The following is a 25,067-nucleotide window of genomic DNA, read 5'->3' as shown; positions in this document are numbered from 1 at the left end:
AAATAATGGCAGACGGTAACCACGAACTGCGCAAAGCGGGTCTTAAAGTGACCTTGCCTCGTGTGAAAATTTTGCAAATGCTGGAGTCCTCTGAGCAGCATCACATGAGCGCTGAAGATGTGTATAAAGCGCTAATGGAGCAGGGTGATGACGTAGGTTTGGCAACTGTCTACCGGGTACTGACCCAATTTGAAACTGCCGGTTTGGTAGCGAGACATAATTTCGACGGCGGTCATTCTGTATTTGAAGTTGCGCGCGGCGAGCACCATGATCACATGGTCGATATAGATACCGGCAACATCATTGAGTTCCATAACGATGAAATTGAAACCTTGCAAAAGCGTATTGCTGCAGAGTATGGTTTCGAGCTAACTGATCACAGCTTGGTGTTATACGTAAGGAAAAAACGCTAAGCGTTCCGGGCAAGTGTTAGGCGAGTAATGTTAGTGAAGAGAAAAATGTTTTAGCAGGAAAACGTTAGTGCTTGATATGCGTACGCATAGGTGTTATGAAAGAAACGTTGATTTGTATTACTGCTTGAGGGCGCGTTTATCGCGCCCTTTTTATTTCCGGTTTTTTATCCGATGTGATGGATTGGATGATCAGTGAAGCCCATTATTGAAGCTCATTAAGGTTCAATAGCTAACATTTCACGGGCGTGAGCGAGCGACTGGTCTGTAATTTTCAAGCCGCCGAGCATGCGCGCAATTTCCTCTACCTTGCTGTCCCCCACCAGCTCAACCAGTGTTGATTCAGCACTTTTTTTGCCCGCTGTTTTGACCACCTGCAAGTGCTGATGCCCTTTACTTGCGACCTGCGCCAGATGGGTTACGCAAATGACTTGGCCTTTTTCGCCCAGCTGCCGCAGCAATTGCCCCACAACATCGCCAGTTGCGCCGCCAATACCGACATCCACTTCGTCAAATACCAACGTTGGTGTGGCAGATGTTTGCGCAGTAATCACCTGAATCGCAAGACTAATCCGTGACAGCTCGCCACCGGAGGCCACTTTGGCCAAGGGGCGCGGCGCTTGGCCGGGGTTGGTGCTGATCAGAAACTCCACTTCTTCCAGGCCATTGGCACCGGGTTTATCCCCCAAAGGAATCAGGCTAACGCTCAGTTTGGCATTTTCCATCGCCAGTAGTTTGAGTTGTTCGTTGACTTGTTTGGCGAGATTGTTACCTGCCTTGTTGCGTTTGGCAGACAGTTGTTCAGCCAGTTGGCGATAGGCTTTTTCTGCCTGTTCAACCTGTTGCGCCAATTGATCGAGTTTGGCGTCGCCACCGGTTAGTTGTTCCAGTTCTGCGCTGAGCTGGTCGATAAAACCGGGTAGCTCGTCCGGTTGGATTCGGTGCTTGCGCGCCAGATCATAAATCGCCGACAAGCGATCTTCCACTACCCCCAGACGCGCCGGATCAAGATTGAAACTATCGATATGGCGATCAATTTCGTGTTGCGCTTCTTCGACTTGAATTTGTGCACTGGCAAGTAACTCTTCTGCGGCCAATAACGCAGGCGATTTCTCGGGCAGATTGCGCAAAATATGCAGCGCGCGGTGCAGGTTGATACTCAAACCCTGCTCTTCATCGCTACAAAAAGCGGCCAGTTGTTGGCTGCCGCGCATGATGTCCTCGGCATTGGCAAGGCTGCGCTGTTCGGCCTCCAGTTTGGCTAATTCACCCGGCTGTAACCCGAGCTGTTCCAACTCGTTGTATTGGTAACTCAGTAATTGGAAGCGCGCGCTGACATCGGCGGCGTTGTCGCGTAGATGGATAAAGTGTTCAAGCCGGCTTTGCCATTCACGAAACGCCAGACGCACTTGTTTGGCTAATTCCGTCTGGCCTGCAAATTCGTCCACCAAACGGCGATGGGTGTCTTTCACCAGCAGTGATTGGTGCTCATGTTGGCTGTGAATATCCAGTAGCATCTCACCGAGGATGCGCAACTGCTGCAAGGTTACCGGTTGGCCATTGATATAGGATTTGGATTTGCCTTCATTGTTAACGAGTCGGCGCAGCAAACACTCTTGCGGATTATCCGGTTGCTGCAAATCCATATTGAGCAGCCATTCCTGTGCGCTGGGAATAGCACTGGTATCGAAGGTGGCGGTGATATCGGCACGGCTGGCTCCCAGTCTCACCCTGTCCGCTTCCGCGCGATCGCCCAGCGTCAGTGCAAGTGCATCCAGCACGATCGATTTGCCTGCCCCAGTCTCGCCGGTAATCACTGTCATTCCGGGTTTGATATCCAGATCGAGCCGTTCGACCAAGGTGAAGTTTTGGATATTCAGGTGAGTCAGCATGGATGCCTCGCGAGTTGTGCTACGCACTGGACGAATGCGCCAATAAAAAAGCCAGACATTTCGTTCAACAAAATGTCTGGCTATTTATACAGTATGTTTTGCTGGTGTAGCAAGCTGCAGGCGCGTGAAAAATCGGCTGCAGCAGATGATTACAAGCGGAAACCTTCCAGTTGGCGGTTGAGTTCGTCAGAGGCATCGCGGATTTGTTGCGATGCCAGCAAGGTACCGCGCGCAGCGTCTTTGGTGCCTAGCGATGATTGCTCAACATGGCTTACGTATTCGAGGATCAAACTGCTGGCTTGTACGTGCTCAATCAGCGAGTTGCCGATATGCGCCACCATCTTGGCAACTTCATCAGTCTCAAGGCGTACGCTTTCGACAATTTCCCCACCCTGACGGGTTTGGCTGATGCCTTCTTTTAACTGCACCACCATGTCATCCATATTTTGTTTGGCGACACGGCTGGAGTTTTGTACGGCGGTAATGGTGTCGCTGATCTCGGTAGTCGCCTGCGTGGTGCGTTGCGCAAGTTGGCGAACCTCATCGGCTACTACCGCAAAACCGCGCCCTTGTTCACCTGCGCGCGCTGCTTCAATCGCGGCATTAAGGGCAAGCAAGTTGGTTTGGTTGGCGACTTCGCTAATCACCGAGATAACGGCTGAAATGCTGTTGATCCGGTTGGCAAGGTCATCAATGCTGCCCTGGGTTTGGATCACGCTGTTGTCGATCTCCACAAAACTTTTGACCGCACTGGAAATCAGTTTTTGACCTTGGTTTGCGGTTTTGGAGGCGTGGTCAGTTTGGTTGGTTGCCACTTTGGCTTGCTGCATGGCATCTTTGGTCTGCATATTAAATTCTTCGGCAGAGGATGCAATTTTGATGGTATTAACACTTTGGTCTTCGGCCATTGCCGTGCTGGTTTCCGCTTTATGGACAATGTCATCGCTGATGGAATGCAGGCGCGACACCATTTGCGAAATTCCACCAATCACTTCGCGCAGCGCATGACGCATGCGTACTACCGAGCCATAAATACTGTCTTCCGGCGCATTGTGTACATTGCGTTCGGTCAAGTCGCCACCGGCAACAGCACGCACCAGCGTCAACACCTCTTTTAACTCGGCACCCAGTCCGCTATCAAGTTTGCGTGCAAAAACCACCACAGGAACAACAATCGCCAGCATTACCAGCATGCAGATGGTCAGTTGCCATTTTGCGGTTTCCCAGAAACGTGCATTCACTTCATTAAATCCAATCCCGGTGCCTACCACCCAGTTCCAGCGCGGCGACAGTTTGGCGATCGATAACTTTTCTTCAATGGAGCCGTCAGGTTGTTTCTGGGTCCAGTTGTAACGCGCGAGTTGGCCATTGGCTTTCTCTACAGCCCTTTGCAATATTTCACCAACGCTCTGGCCTTTGCCGTCGCGGAACTCATGAAAGCTGGTGCCGTGGATTTGCGGGTCGAGAGGCGCGGCAACAAAGTTAAGCTTCTCGTCGGCAACGTAAACGTATTCCGACTTGTGATAGATATTATTGCGCAACAAGGTCGTGGCGATTTTTTTTGCGGTCTCATCATCCATCTCGCCACGGGCAGCCATTTGCTCCATTTGGATGACAGTAGCGTAGGTACTATTGAGTAATTGCTCGACGCGGGCGGCGTTGTCTTTTTCACTGGAATAGCGAACGGTATAAAGGCCGATCAGCATGATTCCCAGCAAACCAACAAAGATTTGAGCGGAAAGGATCCAGATTTTGACGCGCAGTGACATTGTGCCCCCTGGCTGTGGCTAAGTTGTGAACAGTTAGATCGCTGACCTTATGCTCATAAGACAACGTTGTCAAATGATTTTTTGCTTCATAAGGCAAGCGTTTGCGTCCATGTAAATCCAAATAAGCTTGCGCGCTGGCTTGGCGCGTCAATCTTCATTTTTTGCACCAAAGGCGCGCAAATCCAGGCCGCTATAGCGCGGTTGCATCTAGCGGATGATCATGGCTGTAACAAGGTTAATTTGGGTGTAGAACCAATTTCCCAAAAGTAAGTAGTGGCGGATCCTTGGTATTTAACCGTTGCCATTCCTTTTTGCTATCGGCAGTGGCGGGAAAAACTTTGGTGGAAAACTTGAATCCGCCGCCGCTAGCCCCATATAGCCACACAGTTATTAAAGCGGGATTTGTGCCAATCATCTGGCCGGTACCGTGCAACCTGTGATGGGAGAGATTAACGTGTCAACCCAAGACTATACCGATATCCAAAACACTACTGAGCCGCAGAATCCGGCAGAGGAAGTGACCGAGCAAACACAAGCGGAAGCGCAAGCATCAGACATCAGCATTGAAGCACTGCAAGCCCAGCTGGCTACTCTGGCCGCCGGTTATGAGTCTGCTAAAGAGCAAGTTTTGCGCGCCCAAGCCGATGCGCAAAATGCCCGCCGTCGCGCGGAGCAAGATGTGGAAAAAGCGCACAAGTTTGGCTTGGAAAAAATGGTGAATGATTTGCTGCCTGTGGTTGATAACCTGGAGCGCGCGCTTGCTTCTATTGATGCGGGTAATGAGGTCTTGACTGCAATTGTGGAAGGCATCCAGCTCACGCATAAATCATTTGTCGATGCGCTTGCCCGTCATCAAGTGATTGCAGTCGATCCGGTAGGTGAACCTTTTGATCCTAATTTACATCAGGCGGTTTCAGCAGTACCAAATCCCGATGTTGAGCCTAATACCGTAATCAACTGTTTCCAAAAAGGTTACACCCTGCATGGTCGTTTGGTGCGGCCCGCAATGGTTGTGGTTTCCAAAGCGCCATAACCAACGGTTGATGTGATTACGTGGTTGCGCAAGTTTCGTACAGATTTTTTTTAGCGTGACACTTGAATTCAAATGCCGCGCGCCAATATAGAAATCAACTGCAATCGAAAGCGCAAAACATTTATGTGAGCGCGATTAGGGCAAGCGATTCATACCAGTCATTAACATCCGGTGCATGGCAGTGCTATGCACCCAGCAACAAATAGAATTTTTCAGGAGCAACACCATGGGTAAAATTATCGGCATCGACTTGGGTACTACCAACTCTTGCGTCTCTGTACTTGAAGGCGGCAAGCCAAAAGTGATCGAAAATGCCGAAGGCGATCGCACTACGCCATCGATTATTGCATTCACTAGCGACGATGAAATTCTGGTGGGTCAATCCGCCAAGCGTCAGGCTGTCACTAACCCGCACAATACATTGTTCGCGGTAAAACGTTTGATCGGTCGCAAATTCAAAGACGACGTTGTACAGAAGGACATCAAAATGGTGCCCTACAAAATCGTCGCTGCTGATAATGGTGATGCATGGGTAGAAGTGAAAGGCGATAAAAAAGCACCGCCACAAATTTCTGCTGAAGTATTGAAGAAGATGAAAAAAACCGCTGAAGATTATCTCGGCGAGACAGTGACCGAAGCGGTAATTACCGTTCCGGCTTACTTCAACGATTCACAGCGTCAAGCCACCAAAGATGCCGGTCGCATCGCGGGTCTGGATGTAAAACGTATTATCAACGAACCTACTGCTGCAGCACTGGCTTACGGTTTGGATAAAGGCGTGGGCGATCGCACTATCGCGGTATACGACTTGGGCGGTGGTACCTTCGATATTTCGATCATCGAAATTGCAGACGTAGATGGCGAACATCAATTCGAAGTGCTTTCAACCAACGGCGATACTTTCCTCGGTGGTGAAGACTTCGATATGCGCTTGATTGAATTCCTGGCGGAAACCTTCAAGAAAGATACCGGTATCGATCTGCACAATGACCCACTGGCATTGCAACGTTTGAAAGAAGCGGCAGAGAAAGCCAAGATCGAATTGTCATCCAGCCAGCAAACAGAAGTGAACTTGCCGTACATCACTGCTGATGCAAGCGGTCCAAAACACTTGGTGGTAAAACTGACTCGCGCCAAGTTGGAATCTTTGGTTGAAGATCTGGTGACCAAATCGTTGGAGCCGGTGAAGCAAGCTATTAAAGACTCTGGTAAATCCATCAGTGAAATTGACGATGTAATTCTGGTGGGCGGTCAAACCCGTATGCCATTAGTGCAAAAAGCGGTTGCCGATTTCTTTGGTAAAGAAGCGCGTAAAGATGTAAACCCGGACGAAGCAGTTGCAATCGGTGCGGCAATTCAAGGTTCGGTATTGTCGGGCGATACCACCAACGTATTGTTGTTGGACGTGACTCCATTAACGCTGGGTATTGAAACAATGGGTGGTGTTGCCACACCGTTGATCGACAAAAATACCACGATTCCTACCAAGAAATCGCAAATTTTCTCGACAGCGGATGACAACCAAACGGCGGTAACGATTCACGTAGTGCAAGGTGAGCGCAAACAAGCGGCGCAAAATAAATCACTCGGTCGTTTTGATCTGAGCGATATTCCACCAGCGCAACGCGGTATGCCACAAATTGAAGTGACTTTTGATATCGATGCTAATGGTATTTTGAACGTAAGCGCGAAAGACAAAGCTACTGGCAAAGAGCAATCCATTGTGATTAAAGCATCTTCTGGTTTGAGTGATGAAGAAATCCAGAAAATGATTAAGGATGCGGAAGCCAATGCCGAATCCGATCGCAAGTTCGCAGAAGTGGTTACCGCACGCAACACGTTGGAAGGTTTGATTCACGCTACGGAAAAAACGGTGAAAGAAGCCGGAGACAAAGCGACTGCAGAAGAAAAATCTGCAATCGAAGCTGCGTTAACCGAAGCGCGCGATGTTGCCAAGTCAGACGATCTGGCAAAAATCGAAGCAGCTACCACCAAGTTGACAGAAGCTTCCAGTTCACTGGCGCAAAAACTGTATGCTGAGCAACAAGCTGCTGGTGCTAACGCTGGTGCACAACAAGCGGGCGGCAACAGCAAAGCAGCCGATGACGGCGTAGTGGATGCTGAGTTCGAAGAAGTGAAAGAAGACAACAAATAAGTTTTCGATCGCTAATCAGGAAGTAACAACAACAAATGCGGGCTTGCCCGCATTTGTCTTGTAAGAAGCAAATATTTTTTAGAAGTGATTTTTCAAATCCATTGCACCAACGCCTCGCAAGAAGGGAGTCAGTTCCTCCCTTTGAAAAAGGGAGGCGAAGGAGGGATTGAACAATAGAAAAATCCCCCCTAACCCCCCTTTTCCAAAGGGGGCGCTTGATCACCTGAAATTCCAGTTAAGGTAGCACCATGGCAAAACGTGATTACTACGAAGTGCTCGGCGTCAAAAAAGATGTAGACGCAGCAGAATTGAAAAAAGCTTACCGTCGTGTGGCGATGAAATATCACCCGGACAGAAATCCGGATGACCCCTCTGCGGAAGAAAAATTCAAGGAGGCCAACGAGGCTTACGAAGTGTTGTCCGACGAACAAAAACGCGCGGCTTATGATCGCTTTGGTCACGCTGGCGTGGATGGCCAGTCAGGCATGGGCGGTGGCGGCGGTGCTGGCTTTAATAATTTCAGCGATATTTTTGGCGATGTATTCGGTGATATTTTCGGTGGCGGGCGCGGTGGTCGCGGCGGCCCAAGCCGTGGTTCCGATTTACGCTACAACCTTGAATTAAATCTGGAAGAAGCCGTCAAAGGCACCAGCGTACAAATCAAGGTGCCTACCCTGGTGTCTTGTAAAACCTGTGATGGTTCCGGTGCAAAAGCAGGCAGTAAACCTGTGAGCTGTACTACCTGCGGCGGTCATGGACAAGTGCGCATGCAACAGGGCTTCTTCTCTGTGCAGCAAACCTGCCCTACTTGTCGCGGGCGCGGCACAATTATTTCTGATCCGTGTAAATCCTGTAGTGGCCAAGGCCGTGTAGAAGAAACCAAAACCTTGCAAGTCAAAGTGCCTGCAGGTGTGGATACCGGTGACCGCATCCGCTTATCCGGCGAAGGTGAAGCTGGAGCAGATGGCGGGCCAAGCGGCGATTTATACGTGCAAGTCCACGTGCGCGAACACAATATTTTCAAGCGTGACGGTGCCGATTTATATTGCGAAGTCCCGATTGATTTTGTCGATGCCGCACTCGGCGGCGAGCTTGAAGTGCCAACGCTTGATGGCCGCGTGAAATTAAAAGTCCCGGCAGAAACCCAGACCGGAAAACTGTTCAAGTTGCGCGGCAAAGGTGTAACGCCAGTACGCGGTGGTGGCGTAGGTGATTTACTCTGCCGCGTTGTAGTGGAAACACCCGTCAACCTCACCGGCAAACAAAAAGAGTTGCTCAAAGAATTCCAGGCGACAATGAAAGGCGGAAAATACTCGCCCAAACAGTCGAGTTGGTTCGATGGGGTTAAGAAGTTTTTTGGTGAGTAAATAATATTTAAATCTAAAAAGCCGATTCGAGAGAATCGGCTTTTTTGTTTTGATCGTGATATGGGTTTTATATTATGGAAAATAAAAATTTCTTAAGTTGTGATGGGTTAGATGATGCGCTGAGATCATTGGCGTTAGTTTATGGTGTAGAAAAAAGCAGTATTCTACAAATGTATAAAAATAATTGGCCTGACTTTTTGCCTGAATATGATGGATTGCTCGCTATAAAGCTGGATTATTTTAATGATCTAATGGGGGAGTATTTAAGGGTTAAGAACTTTGAATGTCCCAGTGTTCAGGTCGCTTTTTATCATAGGGCTAGGTTTGATGGAACGAGTACATGGTTTCGTGATGGCCTTCTCGACTCTGTTAGTGGTGCCAAAATCTTTGTTGAAAAAGTTAGAGGGATTCTTGAGCCGCATTTTGATGTTGATAAGCTGAGCGGGGCTATAATTTCCAATATTGAGAACAGAACACAACTTGAAGGAAAGGCTATTGGAGGTCCGTATGCATTTGACTGGTATGACGCTGCTGTAAACGCTTCTGGGTATGATGTTCCGGAGTTCTTGTGTGGTACTTTCTCCGATGGAAAGGGCGGAAAAATTTACTTCCTAAAAGATGTGGCTGATTTATTGTTGGAGAGCTTGTCGCCTGTAATTATTAAGTTTTTAGATTTCCCAAGAGATCATCTTACCTACGTTAATGGTTTGTGGGAGTATGTTTATAGAAAACGATTTGATTACGAAATATCGCAGCAAACAGGTAGATGTAGTTTCACTGCAAATGGCAAAAAAATTGAATTTGAAAAATTGATAGGGTTTTTAACGGATTTCTAACTTATATGTGAATTTATATCTAAAAGTGTTGGGCATCGCTGCGCTCAGCACCAACCTACGGAACCTTGAAGAAAAATAATTGTGAATAAAAAAGAATTGATGTTGAGTTTGGTATTGGCGGCTTTGGTTATAGGGTTGGTCATTGTTACTTGGCTGCCGTTGGTGAATGCGATTGGTTTGATGGGGGTTGCATTTCTTGCGTGGTTTTTCCGCAAAGAAAAATTTAACCCTTGGATTAAGACAGGTTTATTTTTATTGTTGGTGCCGCTGGCGTTTTGGGTGGCGAGTTATGAGCCGCAAGGGTTTTCGTATCCGTTGTTGTTGAGTTTGGATGGCGATGCTGGAGAGCCTGCGCGCTATGAGTTGTCGGTTGATTTTGCTAAAGGGATTGCCGGGTTTTTATTGTTGTATTTGCTTTGGCCAAAACGAATGGCCAATGAATGGGTTGCGGATAAATGGATTTCTGCATTGTTTGTGGTGTTCGCTCCGCTAATCATAATCGGTGTTGCGATTTTGGTGTTGGGTTTGCAGTGGCAACCCAAACCTATTGAGCAAATCCTGCAATTTGCAGCGGTGAGTTTGTTAATCACCTGCGTGGCGGAAGAAGTGTTTTTGCGTTTTTTATTTCAACACAACTTGCGCAACGCAGTTGCGAGTGTTGCCGCCAATCGTGCACTGCAAGAGATCATCCCGCTTCTGCTGGTGACCTTTGTATTTGTCGCAATCCATTCAGGGCTTAGCGGTGCGGCTGTTTGGGTGTATGCGCTGGCGGGATTTTTGTACGGGCTGAGCTACACGCTGGGAAAAAATATCGTTTATCCGATTGCGCTGCACTTTTTAGTAAACCAAATCCACTTTTCGTTTTTGACTTATCCATTGGGATAGTTAGTGCGAGTTATCGTGTTTTACGCATATTTATATGATTTCTGTTTTTTTGCTGTAGTCTTTTTCAGCGATAATGCTTCTGTAGATTGAAAAAAGCGATTTTAAAAATGCCGCCGTAAACAGCGGCATTTTTTATTGGAGCCTATGTTGCGAGATGGGGGTTTCAGGTTCAGTGTTTCTCAAGCGCGCGTTTAAGTGCGTTGAATGTATTTTCGCCCTGATCAAACTCTGTAAAACGCGCCGTTTCCATTCCATTTTTAAATACAATCAATGTTGGATAGCCGCTGGCTTTAAAGCGGCGGAATTCATTGTTGTTATCATCCATTGTTACTTTATAAGGCAGCGAGAATTTTTTGCTGTACTCTTCTACATCCTTCGCTTCTGTCCATAAATGTGTCACGTATGCACTTAGCTGAAGGCCTGGTGTGGAGCGATAAAGCTTATCGACAGCGCGCTGTGCGTAAATGCAATTGTTGCTGATTTCCGGATGAATATCTTTCATGTACCAATCGCACCAGGTTGCAGAGAAATAGACGAGGGATATGCCAGATGGTAGTGGCTTGGATGAGCTCTGAGCGGCAGTGTTGATGTCTATTACTTGTGAGGCGGCTGCGGAATCTTTTGCTAACAACGCTAATTGTTGTGCAAGTTGTGCATCGTCTTTATAGGTTGTGTATACCACTTCCCCTTTGCGATTAATCAGTACGTGAAATGGGGTTCCCTTAAATACAAAGTTGCTTGCGATAGTGCCGTTATTGTCCATGAGAACAGGAATAGTGAGCCGGTGTTTTTGCTGTAACTTTTTAATCGCTGTATCGGTTTCATTGATGTTCAGGTTTACCGCAAACATCGCGATTTGATCGCGATGTTTTTGGTAAGCCTGTTCAAGGCTCGGCAGTTCGTGCCGGCATTCAAGGCACCAGGTTGCCCAGAATTTTAAATATACGGGCTTTGCGCCAATCACAGCTTGCAGTGATGCTTTTTCCCCTTCAAAAATTTGATACTGATTTTCCAATAGTAACGGCTTGGCGTGTAGACTCGCTGACAGCGATATGAATAAAACCAATAGCCAGTAATGTTTACGCATAAGGCAGCTCCTGTGCGGATGAAAATTAAAAATTCGGTGCAAAATTAAACCCTATTGCGATGCGGTTCCATGCATTAATGGTTGCGATGGCCGCACTCAGGTTGACGATTTCTTTTTCGTTAAAATGCTCGCGCACTTCAGTAAAACAGGTATCGCTCACGCTGTGGGTGGAAAGTTGTGTGAGTGCTTCGGTCCACGCCAATGCGGCGCGTTCACGTGCGGAAAATATTGCCACTTCTCGCCATGCAGGCAGAACATCCAAACGGTGTTGTTGTTCGCCATCTTTTCGCGCTTCGTTGGCGTGCATGTGTTGGCAAAAAGCACAGCCATTGATTTGCGATGCACGCAATTTCACTAAATGGATTAATGAGTGTTCCAACTCATCCGCAGCCGCGTTGCCTAAATCAATTAGCGATTTTAGGATCGCGGGTTGGAGTTTGTATACGTCGGGCTGCTTGATTCGCTGTTGCATGAAGTGCTCCTGTCCAGATAGGTAAGAGCGTCCATCCTGCGGAATCAAGATGACATTGGATTGTATTTTTGCGACATCTTTTTAAGGCGATATTGGTTGGGGGTTAATTTGGTGAGTTTTTGGAATTGGCGGATGAAGTGCGCCTGGTCATAAAAACCGGCATCCAAACCTATTTGTACCAGCGGTTGGTCGGGGCGTTGGCTGATGAGTGCGCGCGCGAGTTTGATGCGGTGCAATTGTTTAACTTGTGCAGGGCTAAAACCGACTTCTACTTGGAATTTTCGCTCCAGCTGGCGCAGGCTGATGGGCAGTTGCGAGCTTAAATCCGCAATCGGTTCCTGCGCGAGCATCAAGCGCGGCAATAATTGCTGCACCAATCCATTTGCAGCTTGGGTGATGTTCGCACGCTTCAGCAGCCAAGTATCAATCAGGGTTAAGCGCCGGCTGATCTCACTCGCTTCCGCCAATTGGTATTGAAGTTGTTCGATATCGGGTAAGGCCAGCGCATCGGCAGAAAATTCGTCCTGGTCGAGCGCGGACATTTCCACCCCTAACAATTGGAATGCCCCGCCGGGATGGAAGCGGATACCTATGCGATGAATAGATCCGGTAAACACCATTTTGCCGGCGGTTTTGGTGGCATTGAAGCGGATGTCAGGCAGTTCGCTACCTGCGAAATCCAGCCCCAAACTGCTGCCTGCATCGGGGTAAACTGTTTCGCTCAGGCTCTGGTTGGAGGGCTGATCGCGCTGCGCAATCCAATAGCATTGCACCCAGGGGCGTAACCGCGGGTGCGGCATAAAGCGCTGGAAGCCAAGGTGTTGCAGGCTGTTAAACGGCGCGTTGGCGATAGACTGCGGGTGGTAAGGAACCATAACGATCATCAGAAAGTTTGATGGAGTTCAAAGGATATTACATCCAATAGGCATTTGTGATGTTTATGATGGCATTCATATCATCATTCATAAAACATTCAGCCCTGCACGTTAGTCTGCGGGTTTGCTTGCAGTCAGGTTCAGTAAACATTTTACATATCATGAGATAAAGGAGTCGCTATGTTGCGTCGGGTATTGTCATTCGGAGTTGTTTTTCTCGCATTGATCGGGGTCTCTGCTTTGGTCGGGCAGTCTGCCTATGCCGATTGGGAAGAAGATCATCCCTTATTTTCTGCTTACCCCAATGCCGATCTTGAACAAGCGCAAATGTATGACTATGAGAAATTTTCATTGCCAGCATCGGTGGTGGATACCAGCCAAAACGATCCGCAATTCACCCAAGTAGATGCCATTGGCGATGTGTACTGGCACAACTACGATCTGGAAAATGTATCGTCTTTGAAGGTGTACGAAAATTATTTAGCCGCCGCTAAACAGTTGGGATTCAAGGAATTGTTTTCCTGCGCATTGGATGCCTGTGGCGATGAAAAACAAGCAAGGGAATTGGGCTCATTAGTCGCAGTGCGTGGCGATGTGTATAACCACTATCGCAATCCTTACTACTGGTTAGGTGAAAAAGACACACCGAAAGGAAAAATTCTGGCCGCCTGGTTTGTGGGTGCATACGAAGACAGCGTCAGTCTGCAACAGGTCATTGTGGAAACCGAACCGCTGCAAACCGGATTGGTAAAAGTCGATGAAGCCTATGCGAATAAACCTGCTACAACTGCAGAAGTTGCACCACTATCGGAAGAAGAAAAAGCAAAAGACCATTCCATGTTGCCACGTTATCCCGGGGCAAAATTACGCAATCACAATAAAGTCGATACCGAAACAGTCACTATTCCTGTTGCCAATAATGCCGCTGACAAAACCCCGCTGAAACTCACCGGTGATTTGGCCAGACATGGTTACACTATGCAAAATGTATCCACACTGAAAGTGTATGAGAACTACAAAGCTGCACTGACAACTGCCGGTTTTAGTTTTATCTCCCAATGCGAATTGGAGCAGTGTGGTACAGAAAAACAAGCGAGTGATTTGGGTGGCAAGGTTTCAATGGAAGAAAGTGTCTACAACTGGTATCGCAAGCCCTATTACTTGTTGGCGAAAAAATCCCTACCGACAGGCAATGTTTACGCTGCAATTTTTATTGGTGGCTATGAAGATGAAGTGGGCTTGCAGCAAATTATCCTCGAAGAAAAAGCAGTACAAACCGGTTTGGTAAGCGTTAATGCCGATGAATTAAAACAGCAGATTGATGCAGAAGGTAAAGCGCTGATTTACGGAATTTATTTTGATACCGGAAAAGCGGAAATTAAAACCGAATCCAAACCCACACTGGATGCGATTGCAGAATTGTTAAAACGCAATCCCGATTTATTGCTCTACGTGGTAGGTCACACCGACGATACCGGTGATGGCGCTGCGAATGTTACTTTATCCAGGCAGCGTGCAGATGCAGTGGTTGCGGCGTTGATAAAAGAGTACCAGGTTGCGGCCAACCGTTTACAGGCGCAAGGTGTTGGCCCTTATGCACCAGCGGGCAATAACACCAGCGAGGCGGGCAAACAAAAGAATCGTCGTGTTGAGTTGGTAAAACGCTTGCGTTGATGCTGTATTGACTTTGAAAAAATACCTGCAGCGCAAACACTGTTTTTATATTTTCGTCGTCACTCCCGCTTGCGGGAGTCCAGCTTTTGAGATTGCTTTAAAACCTATGGATCCCCGCAAGCGGGGATGACGACTCCCTTTTTCTGTGCTCAAAAGTGATTCTTGTTTCTTGCCATATTAAATAAATTCTGGTCTGATAATCCCGGTCACAACTTTACGCTTAACATAATAAAAAACCTGGCAGCTCTGGCGTGATTGGTACGACTAACATCATGTTTATGCGCACATCTCGCGGATATTATTTGCTTGCATGTTTCTGGAGCCAGCCATGAAACCTATGTATGAAAAAGTTTTGCCTACCGAAAACTCCTCATGGCGTTATTGGCTCTACGCACTCGATGAAATTCCTTTCAATTGGCACTACCACCCTGAATATGAAATTTGCCTCACGCTCAATAGCCGTGGTCAACGCTATATTGGCGATGATATTGCCAATTACAGCGATCTCGATTTGGTTTTACTCGGCCCCAAGTTGCCACACACCTGGCACTCCAAAGAATTAATTACACCGGGGCAGCATTTGACTTATGTGGCGCAATTGCCCACGCAGTGGATTGATGCCGTAGTACAAATGCCGGAATTAAAACCACTTGGTGATTTGCTTGCAAAAAGTAAACGCGGTGTAGCGTTTGGTTTGGCCACTGCACAGCAGTGTCGTATGCGTTTTGAGGCAATGGCGAATGCTTCACCCATGCAGCGGCTGCTGTGGCTATTGGAAATTTTGCAATTGATGTTGGATGACTCCAGCGCGCGGTTGATTTCCAGCGATGGTTATGCACCAGCGAATGTTGCTGATTCGGCGACGGAAAAAATTGACCGCGTTATTGCTTATATTCATCAACATTACACCAGCGATTTGTGTGCGGAACAGATGGCCACTCTTGCACACATGAGCACCAATCATTTCCACCGTTTTTTTAAGCAGCGCACTGAACAAACGTTTACTGAATTTGTAAACCAGTTGCGTGTGGGAAAAGCCTGCTCATTGCTGCTGACGACGGACTTTCCGGTATCCACTATCAGCTATCGCTGTGGTTTCAATAATATTTCCAATTTTAATCGCCGTTTTTTGCAACTAAAACACTGCACGCCGCGCGAATTCAAACGCAGCTACCAACATAATTAACCTGGAATGGTTTTATGGATACCTGCGTTCGCAGGTATGACGACAGTGTTACTGTTTAAATCCCTCCCAACCTCCCTTTTGCAAAGGGAGGAGCTTGACTCCCCTCTTTGGCAAAGAGGGGTCGGGGGAGATTAATCGTGTGATTGGATTTAAATTTTTTTGATTCTGTATCAGTTGCACACCTGGAATTCCACAATGCCGGAGCCGGAACCAAAGCGTTGCATGGTGTATTTTTCCAAATCAATTAAATAACCATCGCCTGCAAGGTTGGCAGTGCAACAACCATTGCAGTCTGAATCGGCGCAAGCATCGTAAACTTTTACAGTAAGATGCTTTATACCTTGACGTATATTCAGGGTTTTAAGGCCGAGCCAATTCCAATCTTGTAAATGTACGGCGGCAATATTATTTGACATCACCCAGGATTCTGGTTGCTTACCGGAAATCCCATAAAAATATCCGCTCCACAAACAGCCGTTATAAATCACACACTCGTCACTGCCGGGCGCAGGATAAGATTCATAGTTGGTCAGGTTCGCGCGATACCACGCCGAGCCGCAATCATTACCTGCAACAGACGAACTTGATTTGCTAGATGCGACAGACGATTTGCTGCTCGATTTACTCGAAGCCAGCGATGATTTACTGGAACTTTTTACCGAGGATGCCGCTTTGGAAGAAGATGCCACCGCATCGCAACTGCCGAGTAATTTCCACTCTTGCCACTGGCCGGAATAATTAGCCGGGTTATGGCCCTGCGACCACCACTGTGCCTGGTAAGCTTTATTATTTTGTTTGACCTGCGCACCGCCGTTATACGCAGTACTGCTGTTCCATTCGGCGATGCCGTTACAACTAATGGCCTGCACGTTTAAACACAAAAAGCTGCCGCTCAGTGCGACCCCAAAAACAGCCAGCCGTTTAAGCGCCCGCCCGATTGCCTTGCTCACAAGATGGTTCATATTGACCTCGACATTATTGTTAGTTGTGGGATGCTCACGTGAAAAATAATCCTTGTTGATTGGTAGCGTCCGTCATCCTGCGTCGATTCTGCCAAGATTGGTTGAAGCAAAAATGTATTTTTGAATGCAAGACAGATACTTTTCTATCAGCTCATAGAAAACCAAACAGCGTGCCCACAAAAAAGCCCCAGCGAATTTTTTGTTCGCGGGGGCTTTTGTTTTTTTGCAGATGTGTAATTTACTTATTGCGGATAGCTAGTCACACGCGGAGTTTGCACCGCAATACCCGGTGGGGTTGGATCGCCAGTGTTATTGATCACGCGTTGGATGCCGCCATCGTTGGTCAGGTTTACCGTCACCATATGTTCAAATTTCACATTGGGTGAGGTCGGTGTTTCTATCGCGTGCGACAGGAATACATTCGGGCGCAGGAACACGGCGTAGATGCCCATGCCGCGTGCATCGTGTTGCGTTACGCTGTCAGCGACTTTGTACGATGCCCAACCGTTTACGCCCGCTGCACTGCGCCATTGGTCTTGCGTAGGTGGATCGTAGGGAATTTCAGACTGATAAAAATAAGTCTTGCCGTTGTTGCCGTTCCACAGCACCTGATATTCCTGATAGTGCTCCACAAACAAACCGTAAGCCGATACGTTATTGCCGTTCACGATCAAGCCATTGGCCGCGGTATTCAAGTCCCAGGCCACGCCATCGCCGTGGTCTGCGCGCCACAACCAGGTGTGGTCGATGATCACGTCACTGCTGTTCACCAACAGGCTTACGCCCGCGCGGCCAACGCCGTTACCGCCCACGCGCACAAAGACATCGTGCAATACCGTCGGGTTAGACGTGTGGCTGGCGTTGCTGCCGTTCTCGCCAATGCGGATCAATACCGGCGAATTGGTTACACCGGCATCGACCATCAAGTGCGATACGGTAACGCCGTCCACATCCGCCACGTCCAACACGCTATTGCCATTGGTTGGGGTCAGGGTCGCGTAGCCCATGCCCAGTACGATGGTGTTGGCGCGGTTGACTTTGATCGAGTCCGCCAGCGGGTAAATACCGGGTGTGAGCAGCAGGTTTTTACCCTGATTGAGCGCCGCGTTGATGGTGGTGGCGTTATCGACACCGGCGCGGGCAACGTAGAACTGGCTGATCGGCAATGAGCTGCCTGCCGATTGTCCATTCGCCCACGACAGGCCTTTGCTGTTGGTGCGCAGTGACGGCACAAACACTTCGTAATTGCCATTGTTCAGGTACAGGAACGGTTTTTCGCGGATCACTGGAGTGCTATCGATAAAGGTATTGGCCGAGGCTGGCCAAGTGCCGCCGGGCAGGTTGTTGGCGATACCCAAAAACACCATGTTCCATAGGCTGCCGGTCCAACTGCCCCATTGGCTGTTGCGCGATACCCACTGCTGCTGCGAGCCGGTGCCAATGTCGTAATCCACTTTGGAATCTGCCAGCCAGCCGCCGCTTGCCCAACCGCCGTAATAGTGCAGGATCAGGTTGTTGTTGCGCACATGCATACGGCGCATGGGAGCTGCTTGTGATACCGACCACAACATGCCGCCGCCCGGTGGGGTGACCGAGAAGTTCTCGATACCGCGCCAGAAGTTTTGCGTCGAGTTGTTGTTGGGCAGCACGGGGTAGGAGACCACTTGGCCGACGATATGCACATCATCCGGTAGCGCGCCCAGGCCGATCACGTGGGTGAAGAAGCCAACCGGAATCTCCACATTGTAGGTACCCGGTTTGAACATAATCGCATCGCGCGGGGTGCCGAATTGGTTGTCGCGCTGGCGCTCGTAGATCTTATTGATCTTGGCCTGGATCTGCGCTTGCGGCATCGACGGATCAAAAATAGTCACGTTGCTGCCAAAGTTAACCGACGCGCTATCGCTCTCGGTGGATACCGGGAAAGGCGCGCTGGCCGCAGAGGCACCGACGCGGTTAATCGCCACTACGGTGAACGAGTAAACCGTATTCGGGGTCAGGCCGGTAATCACCGCATTGGTTGCGGTTGGCGATGCCACAAGAGTGCCGTTTTGGTACACGCGGTAACCCGTTGCATTGCACGGTGGAACTGACGTGAAAGGTGCCGTCCAGGAGAGTGTCAGGCCGGTTGTAGTGACACCGGTCGCAGACAAGCCAGTCGGTGCATTGAGCACACTGCCGCACTGATCAGTAGATGAGACCGACGAGGACGATAGTGACGATGAGCGCGATGAAGGCGCAACCGATGATGAAGTTGCCGGTGCTGACGACGAGGTGACAGCGACAGACGAAGATGTTGCCGGAACAGACGATTTGCTCGATGGCGCCACTGAACTTGATGGTGCAATCGATGATGGTGCAGACGATGAACCCGTACCACCGCTGCGGCTGCCATACACATCAAACTCCCACAGCGAATAGCCGTAACCGGTTCCGCGCGCCACGCCATTCATGCGCACATAGCGGCCGCTGCCAGACAGCGTGATCTCGTCGATACCGCCATCGCTATTGGTGGTGGAGTAGACCGTTGACCAATTACTGGCATTATCCGACACCTGTATCTGATACGACTTGCCGTAGGCCGCCTCCCAATTGAGCACCACTTTGCTCAGGTTGGCGCTGGAGCCCAGATCGAGCGTGATCCACTCGGCATCGTTAAAGTTACTGCCCCAGCGGGTAGCGGTGTTGCCATCCACCGCGCTTGCGGCGGTAAAACCGCCCTCTTGCGATGATGCTGTTACTGGCGCATTGCGCGAGAGCAAACTCGCCGTTTGGCCAAATTGGCCGTACACCTGCATCTCCCACAGCGAGTAGCCGTACCCATTGGCGCGCGCCGTGCCGTACATGCGCACGTAGCGGCCGCTGCCATTAATGGCAAGGTCGTCAATGCCGCCATCGCTGTTGGTGGTGGAATAGATATTGGTCCAACTGGTGCCGTTGTCAGACACCTGGATCTGGTAAGCCTTGCCGTAAGCCGCCTCCCAGTTCAACAGTACGCGGTTGATACTGGCGACCTGCCCCAGATCGACCGTAATCCACTGCGGATCGGCAAATACACTGCCCCAGCGAGTGCCGGTGTTGCCATCAAACGCCATAGCGACGGCTAGCGCAGCGCCTTCCTGCGTTGAGGCCACGGCGGGTTTGCCTTGGGATAACAGCGTCTGTGCCGACGCTGCGGGGGAAAATACACTCAAGGCCAAGGGCACGCACAACGCCCCCAGCCGCACTAAATGCTGCTTTAACATGCTGGATACTCCAGGGTTATTTTTATGTAGGGATTTTTGGTTAATAGAACTGTGTCGTGGGAATGGATTCGCGTGCCATCCCGGCCTGAATCCGGCCGCACATCACCGGTCGTACCTCCCTTAAAAAAGAAGCGCTGCAGCCAGCAGTTCCTGTAAGCGGGCAATGTGGTGCAGCCATTGTAGAAAGCTGAAAAAAACTGTCGTCCTGACGGTTGCATCGAACGCAAATGACAGTGTTCGGATAAGCCGCAACAAACCTACGGGCTAAAAATCATTGCTAATCAATTAATTAAGATTTTCGCTCGGGCGACGTATGAAAGAAGGGAAATGCATTTTTGTGATGCAAGTAAAAAAGCGGGCTGCGCGCCGTTTGATCACTGACGTTGAGTTGTTCACCGCGCAAACCTGAAAGACAAAAGTGGGACGGATTTACGTGAAGTAGCGCACTGCGATTTGTGCAGGAAAACGGGCTGCCTGCTAGCCACAATGATCAGCGATATGTTTATGATGCGCGCAACATGAATATCAACCGACATTCGCACAGGGAAGGCAAACAATGACAACAGGAATCACCATGACAACACCTGCACAACTGTTACAAAACACCTTTAAATTGCCCGCATTCCGCCCCGGGCAAGAGGCAGTGATTAACGCGCTGCTGCAAGGGCACTCCGCGCTCGCGGTGTTTCCCACCGGCGGTGGCAAAAGTCTTTGCTATCAATTGCCCGCACTATTATTGGATGGATTGACGCTGGTGGTATCACCGCTGATTGCGTTGATGAAAGATCAAGTGGATGCACTGCAGGCCTTGGGCATCAGCGCCGCGCGTTTGGATTCATCGCTCAGCAAAGAAGAGACGCAAGTGATCTATTCATCGCTGCACAACGGCAGTTTGAAATTATTGTATGTCTCACCCGAGCGCTTGAAGAACGAACGTTTTGTGCAGCGGCTCGGGCAATTAAACATCAGCTTATTGGCCATTGATGAAGCCCACTGTATTTCCGAGTGGGGTCACAACTTCCGCCCGGATTATCTGCTGCTTGCTGACCTTGCCAAAAAATTGCGCGTTGAACGTGTGCTTGCGTTAACCGCTACGGCAACGCCCAGTGTGGCTGCCGATATTTGCAAACAATTTGCGATACAACCAGAGCATCACATTCAGACCAGCTTTGCGCGCTCCAATTTGCAATTGCGTGTTACACCCTGCACGGCTGAAACGCGGATGGAATTATTGCTCGCGCGTTTGCACAAACACCCGCGTGATGCCGCGACTATTGTCTACGTCACCCTGCAAAAAACCGCAGAAGAGGTTGCCGCTGCAATCAATGCTGCGGGTTTGAGTGCAGCGCACTATCACGCCGGTTTAAAAGACGACGAGCGCGAGCAGGTGCAAAACCAGTTTATGAGCGGTGAGGTGCCGATTGTAGTGGCGACAATCGCGTTTGGAATGGGGATCGATAAAAGTAATATCCGCGCGGTTTACCATTTTAATTTGCCCAAATCGATAGAAAATTACGTGCAGGAAATTGGCCGCGCTGGGCGCGATGGCAATCCGTCGCTGTGCGAAATGCTGGCGGTGGGCGATGACATGCGCACGCTGGAAAATTTTACCTACGGTGATACACCGACAGCAGAAAGTGTGCGTGCGCTAGTGGAGCATTTGCTCGCGTTTGATGATGTATTTGATATTTCCACTTACGAGTTGTCGCACCAATTTGATTTGCGTCCGCTGGTATTAAATACCGCGCTCACCTATCTTGAGTTGCAAAATGTCATCAGCGCCCAGAGCCCGTTTTACACCGAATACAAAGTCAGTTTCATCCAGGATAAACAATTTATTTTGTCGCAATTCGATGCAGGGCGCGCTGCGTTTTTGCAGCAATTATTTTCCGCCGGGCGCATGGGTAGAAAATGGTTGACGCTCGATATGCTCAGCATTGCGCAGCAATTAAATGAACCCAAAGAGCGCATCACCAAAGCGCTGGAGTACATCGCCGAAAAAGGGTGGATTGAATTAACCGTCGCCAATTTGCGCCAGGGTTACAAAAATAATCAGTCGATCAATTCACCGGAAAAACTCAACGCGCTGTGTGAACATTTAAATACACTCTTTGCCGAGCGTGAAGCGCGCGATATCAAACGCATCCACAGTGTGCTCGCGTTTGCGAATAACCCTGCGTGTTTAAGCCAGCAGTTGATGCACTATTTTGGCGAGGCCAGCGCGTCGTCCTGCGGCATCTGCAATCACTGCCGCAACCCATCATCTGCTCAGGTTGAATTGCCCATGGCTGTACCGCTTACATCGGCGCAGCAAAACCTGATCGCCAGCTTAAAAAGTGAAGGTCATGCCGTATTGCGCCAGCCACGCCAAATGGCGCGGTTTTTGTGTGGCTTGCCCAGCCCGGCCACCAGCCGCTCGGCACTTAAATCCCACCCTGCATTTGGTGCCTTGGCGGGCGTGGCGTTTGCCGGAGTATTGGCGGGGCTTCATTAAAAGCAGTCTATGATTGACCTTGGAGCTGCCCGTCGGGTAGCTTTGGGTTATAAGTACTATAAGAAGTGTAAATAACTGTTTTGGCGTATCGCTCCCTTGGGCGACATGGCATAAAGTCTTGCGCCTGAAATAATAAATCCGATATTTGTCGCTGCGCAGGCCTGTCTGCGCAGTCGAAACATTGAAAACGACACGTTAAAAACAAACAGATACATTAAAAACAATATGGACGCGCGCCGTCCCGCCACTGCCGGAGAATTACCATGAAAACCCTCAAAGGCCCCGCTATTTTCCTCGCCCAATTTGCGGGCGATGAAGCTCCCTTCAACAGTCTGGATTCGATCGCCGGTTGGGTGGCGAGTTTGGGTTTTAAAGGCGTGCAAATCCCAACCTGGGACAAGCGACTGTTCGATCTGGAGCAGGCGGCAAAAAGCCCGGAATACTGCGCCCAAATCCAGGCGACCCTGGCCAAACACGGTTTGGTTGCGACGGAATTGTCGACCCATTTACAAGGCCAGCTAGTGGCTGTGCATCCGGCTTACGATGATATGTTCGACGGTTTTGCGCCTGAATCGGTTCGCGGCAACCCCAAAGCGCGTCAGGCATGGGCGGTTGAGCAATTAATGATGGCGGCGCAGGCGAGCAAAAACCTCGGCCTGAATGCCCATGCGACCTTCTCCGGTGCGCTGCTCTGGCCATACTTGTACCCATGGCCACAGCGCCCCGCTGGTCTGGTGGAAAAAGGGTTTGAAGAATTGGCCGAGCGTTGGCTGCCGATTCTGGATGCGTTTGATAAAGCCGGTGTGGATGTGTGCTACGAAATCCATCCGGGTGAAGACCTGCACGACGGTGCGACCTTTGAGCGTTTCCTCGCGGCAGTAGACAATCATCCGCGCGCGAATATTTTGTTCGACCCATCGCACTTTGTGCTGCAGCAACTCGATTATCTGGCGTTTATCGACCGCTATCACGCGCGCATCAAAATGTTCCATGTGAAAGATGCGGAATTTAACCCGAGCGCGCAGCAAGGCGTTTACGGCGGTTATGAGAGCTGGGTGAATCGCGCGGGCCGCTTCCGCTCACTGGGCGATGGCCAAGTGGATTTCAAACAAATTTTCTCCAAATTCGCAGCCTACGATTACGACGGCTGGGCGGTGTTGGAATGGGAATGCTGCCTGAAGCATCCGGAAGTGGGTGCGGCAGAAGGTGCGCCATTTATCCAGCAACACATCATTAAAGTGACTGAGCGCGCGTTTGATGATTTTGCAAAAAGCGGAATTGATGAAGCGAAGAATCGTAGGATTCTTGGTCTGTAAATTATTTATTTTCGTCACTCCCGCTTGCGGGAGTCCAACTTTTGATTTTGGGTTAAGACCTATGGATCCCCGCAAGCGGGGATGACGATTCCCTGATGAACCAGTTATCGTTACCCCGCTGTACCGGGATGACGATTCCCTGCAAAAATTATTGAAGAGTTATTGTTATGACAACTCCACGAATTCGTTATGCAATGGTTGGCGGTGGCCGCGGTGCATTTATCGGTGCGGTGCATCGAATTGCTGCACGTTTGGATGACCGTTTTGAATTGGTCGCCGGTGCGCTTTCATCCAATCCGGAAAATGCAAAATTATCAGCGGCTGATTTACATATCGCTGCTGATCGCGCTTACACCTCTTACGAAGAAATGTTGCGCGTGGAAAAAACACGCGCCGATGGTATTCAAGCGGTGGTGATCGTTACGCCTAACCATATGCACTTTCCCGTCGCCAAAGCGTGTTTGGAAGCGGGCATTGATGTGATTTGCGATAAGCCGGTCACGCGCACGTTAGAAGAGGCGTTGGAGCTTGAGCAGATCGTGAAAAAAAGCGGCTGCTTCTTTGCGCTCACCCACAATTATTCTGCGTACCCTCTGGTGCGTTACGCGCGTGAATTGGTTGAACAGGGCAAGCTTGGAAAAATCCGCGTAGTGCAAGTGGAGTATCCACAAGAATGGTTGACCGAAGCGGCGGGCGATGACAACAAACAAGCGTCATGGCGCACTGATCCTGCGCGCTCCGGTGCAGCGGGTTGTTTGGGTGATATCGGCACCCACGCGTTCCAACTTGCGCGTTTTATTACCCAGCAAAAACTCAGCGCTGTGAGTGCGGATTTAACCAGTTTTGTCGATGGCCGTTTGGTCGACGACAACGTGCACGCGCTCTTGCGTTTTGATGGCGGTGCGAAAGGCATGTTGTGGAGCAGCCAGGTGGCACCAGGTTGCGAGAATGGTTTGCGCATCCGCGTGTTTGGCGATAAAGCCGGTATCGAATGGGCGCAGGAAAACCCCAATGAATTGTGGTTTGCTGAATTAAACAAGCCCCGCCAGCGCATCACCCGTCGCGGTGATATCGGCAGTGAAATTGCCGCGCGCGGCATGCGTACACCGGGCGGGCATCCGGAAGGTTATCTCGAAGGTTTCGCCAACTTGTACAAAGACATCGCCGATATTTTGGTTGCACGCGCGCAAGGTGAAGCGCACTTTTTGCAAAACTGGGTACCGAATATCGACACCGGTGTGGAAGGCATGCGCTTTATTAACGCTGTGCTAACCTCAAGTCAGCACGATGGTGTTTGGACACCGCTGGCATAAGGTTTTTCAGGCATTTTTGACTAAAACGCGCGGTGCTGTTTTACCGCGCGCAATACAAATGATGACAACATAAACGATCACAATAACAAAAGGTAA

The 25,067-nt window shown here is 49.6% G+C and carries 18 protein-coding genes; 11 read left to right on the top strand and 7 right to left on the bottom strand.

The annotated features are described in order from the left end of the window. The first annotated feature begins 5 nt into the window (after positions 1–5). Entirely contained in the window at positions 6–413 is a 408-nt protein-coding gene (fur, locus tag B2739_RS01135; RefSeq protein ID WP_049631139.1) for a ferric iron uptake transcriptional regulator, read from the top strand. Between the two features lie 215 nt (positions 414–628). On the opposite strand, the gene recN is transcribed toward fur, so the two are convergent. Together recN and B2739_RS01125 are read right to left on the bottom strand one after the other, a co-directional pair. After that, complete coding sequence (gene recN, locus B2739_RS01130; protein ID WP_331344244.1) at positions 629–2,302, bottom strand: DNA repair protein RecN; 1,674 nt, start codon at positions 2,300–2,302, stop codon at positions 629–631. A gap of 149 nt (positions 2,303–2,451) precedes the next feature. Next, the gene (locus tag B2739_RS01125) at positions 2,452–4,071 is read right to left on the bottom strand and encodes a methyl-accepting chemotaxis protein (protein ID WP_331344039.1); all 1,620 of its coding nucleotides are present in this window, start codon (positions 4,069–4,071) and stop codon (positions 2,452–2,454) included. A gap of 454 nt (positions 4,072–4,525) precedes the next feature. Between B2739_RS01125 and grpE the strand changes: the two genes are divergently transcribed. From grpE to B2739_RS01100, 5 genes are all read left to right on the top strand, one after another. Further along, positions 4,526–5,104 (top strand): nucleotide exchange factor GrpE, encoded by a 579-nt coding sequence (grpE, locus tag B2739_RS01120; protein ID WP_331344038.1) that lies wholly within the window; start codon positions 4,526–4,528, stop codon positions 5,102–5,104. A 226-nt stretch (positions 5,105–5,330) separates the two neighbouring features. Continuing rightward, complete coding sequence (gene dnaK / locus B2739_RS01115; protein ID WP_331344037.1) at positions 5,331–7,259, top strand: molecular chaperone DnaK; 1,929 nt, start codon at positions 5,331–5,333, stop codon at positions 7,257–7,259. A 248-nt stretch (positions 7,260–7,507) separates the two neighbouring features. Continuing rightward, positions 7,508–8,626, top strand: coding sequence for a molecular chaperone DnaJ (gene dnaJ / locus B2739_RS01110; protein ID WP_331344036.1), 1,119 nt, complete (start codon positions 7,508–7,510; stop codon positions 8,624–8,626). A 74-nt stretch (positions 8,627–8,700) separates the two neighbouring features. Next, entirely contained in the window at positions 8,701–9,462 is a 762-nt protein-coding gene (locus B2739_RS01105; RefSeq protein ID WP_331344035.1) for a hypothetical protein, read from the top strand. Positions 9,463–9,543: 81 nt separating this feature from the next. Next, positions 9,544–10,347 carry a CPBP family intramembrane glutamic endopeptidase gene (locus B2739_RS01100; RefSeq protein WP_331344034.1) on the top strand — a complete coding sequence of 268 codons (804 nt, stop codon included), beginning with the start codon at positions 9,544–9,546 and terminating at the stop codon, positions 10,345–10,347. 169 nt (positions 10,348–10,516) lie between these two features. Here B2739_RS01100 and B2739_RS01095 read toward each other — a convergent pair whose 3' ends face one another. Genes B2739_RS01095 through B2739_RS01085 form a run of 3 tightly spaced genes read right to left on the bottom strand, consistent with a single transcriptional unit; the run spans position 10,517 to position 12,781 of the window. Beyond that, a complete protein-coding gene (locus B2739_RS01095) occupies positions 10,517–11,434 on the bottom strand; it encodes a TlpA family protein disulfide reductase (protein ID WP_331344033.1) in 918 nt (305 codons plus the stop codon). 25 nt (positions 11,435–11,459) lie between these two features. Next, entirely contained in the window at positions 11,460–11,906 is a 447-nt protein-coding gene (locus tag B2739_RS01090; RefSeq protein ID WP_331344032.1) for a carboxymuconolactone decarboxylase family protein, read from the bottom strand. Between the two features lie 44 nt (positions 11,907–11,950). After that, the gene (locus tag B2739_RS01085; RefSeq protein ID WP_331344031.1) at positions 11,951–12,781 is read right to left on the bottom strand and encodes a helix-turn-helix domain-containing protein; all 831 of its coding nucleotides are present in this window, start codon (positions 12,779–12,781) and stop codon (positions 11,951–11,953) included. A gap of 180 nt (positions 12,782–12,961) precedes the next feature. On the opposite strand from B2739_RS01085, the gene B2739_RS01080 reads away from it, so the two are divergent. Then, positions 12,962–14,455 (top strand): OmpA family protein, encoded by a 1,494-nt coding sequence (locus B2739_RS01080; protein ID WP_331344030.1) that lies wholly within the window; start codon positions 12,962–12,964, stop codon positions 14,453–14,455. Positions 14,456–14,783: 328 nt separating this feature from the next. Next, complete coding sequence (locus B2739_RS01075) at positions 14,784–15,641, top strand: AraC family transcriptional regulator (RefSeq protein ID WP_331344029.1); 858 nt, start codon at positions 14,784–14,786, stop codon at positions 15,639–15,641. A gap of 170 nt (positions 15,642–15,811) precedes the next feature. On the opposite strand, the gene B2739_RS01070 is transcribed toward B2739_RS01075, so the two are convergent. After that, the gene (locus B2739_RS01070) at positions 15,812–16,603 is read right to left on the bottom strand and encodes a carbohydrate-binding protein (protein ID WP_331344028.1); all 792 of its coding nucleotides are present in this window, start codon (positions 16,601–16,603) and stop codon (positions 15,812–15,814) included. Between the two features lie 242 nt (positions 16,604–16,845). Next, complete coding sequence (locus B2739_RS01065; RefSeq protein ID WP_331344027.1) at positions 16,846–19,848, bottom strand: discoidin domain-containing protein; 3,003 nt, start codon at positions 19,846–19,848, stop codon at positions 16,846–16,848. Between the two features lie 556 nt (positions 19,849–20,404). Between B2739_RS01065 and B2739_RS01060 the strand changes: the two genes are divergently transcribed. The 3 genes from B2739_RS01060 to B2739_RS01050 all read left to right on the top strand — a co-directional run bounded on the left by B2739_RS01060 (position 20,405) and on the right by B2739_RS01050 (position 24,971). After that, complete coding sequence (locus B2739_RS01060; RefSeq protein ID WP_331344026.1) at positions 20,405–22,342, top strand: ATP-dependent DNA helicase RecQ; 1,938 nt, start codon at positions 20,405–20,407, stop codon at positions 22,340–22,342. 263 nt (positions 22,343–22,605) lie between these two features. Continuing rightward, entirely contained in the window at positions 22,606–23,658 is a 1,053-nt protein-coding gene (locus B2739_RS01055; RefSeq protein ID WP_049631128.1) for a sugar phosphate isomerase/epimerase family protein, read from the top strand. 167 nt (positions 23,659–23,825) lie between these two features. Next, a complete protein-coding gene (locus tag B2739_RS01050) occupies positions 23,826–24,971 on the top strand; it encodes a Gfo/Idh/MocA family oxidoreductase (protein ID WP_331344025.1) in 1,146 nt (381 codons plus the stop codon). The last annotated feature ends 96 nt before the right edge of the window (positions 24,972–25,067 follow it).

The sequence above is a fragment of the Cellvibrio sp. UBA7661 genome (assembly GCA_002483365.1).
GTDB lineage: Bacteria > Pseudomonadota > Gammaproteobacteria > Pseudomonadales > Cellvibrionaceae > Cellvibrio.
The sequence above is the reverse complement of the archived record's forward strand: the minus strand, read 5'-3'. Positions and strand labels throughout refer to the sequence as shown.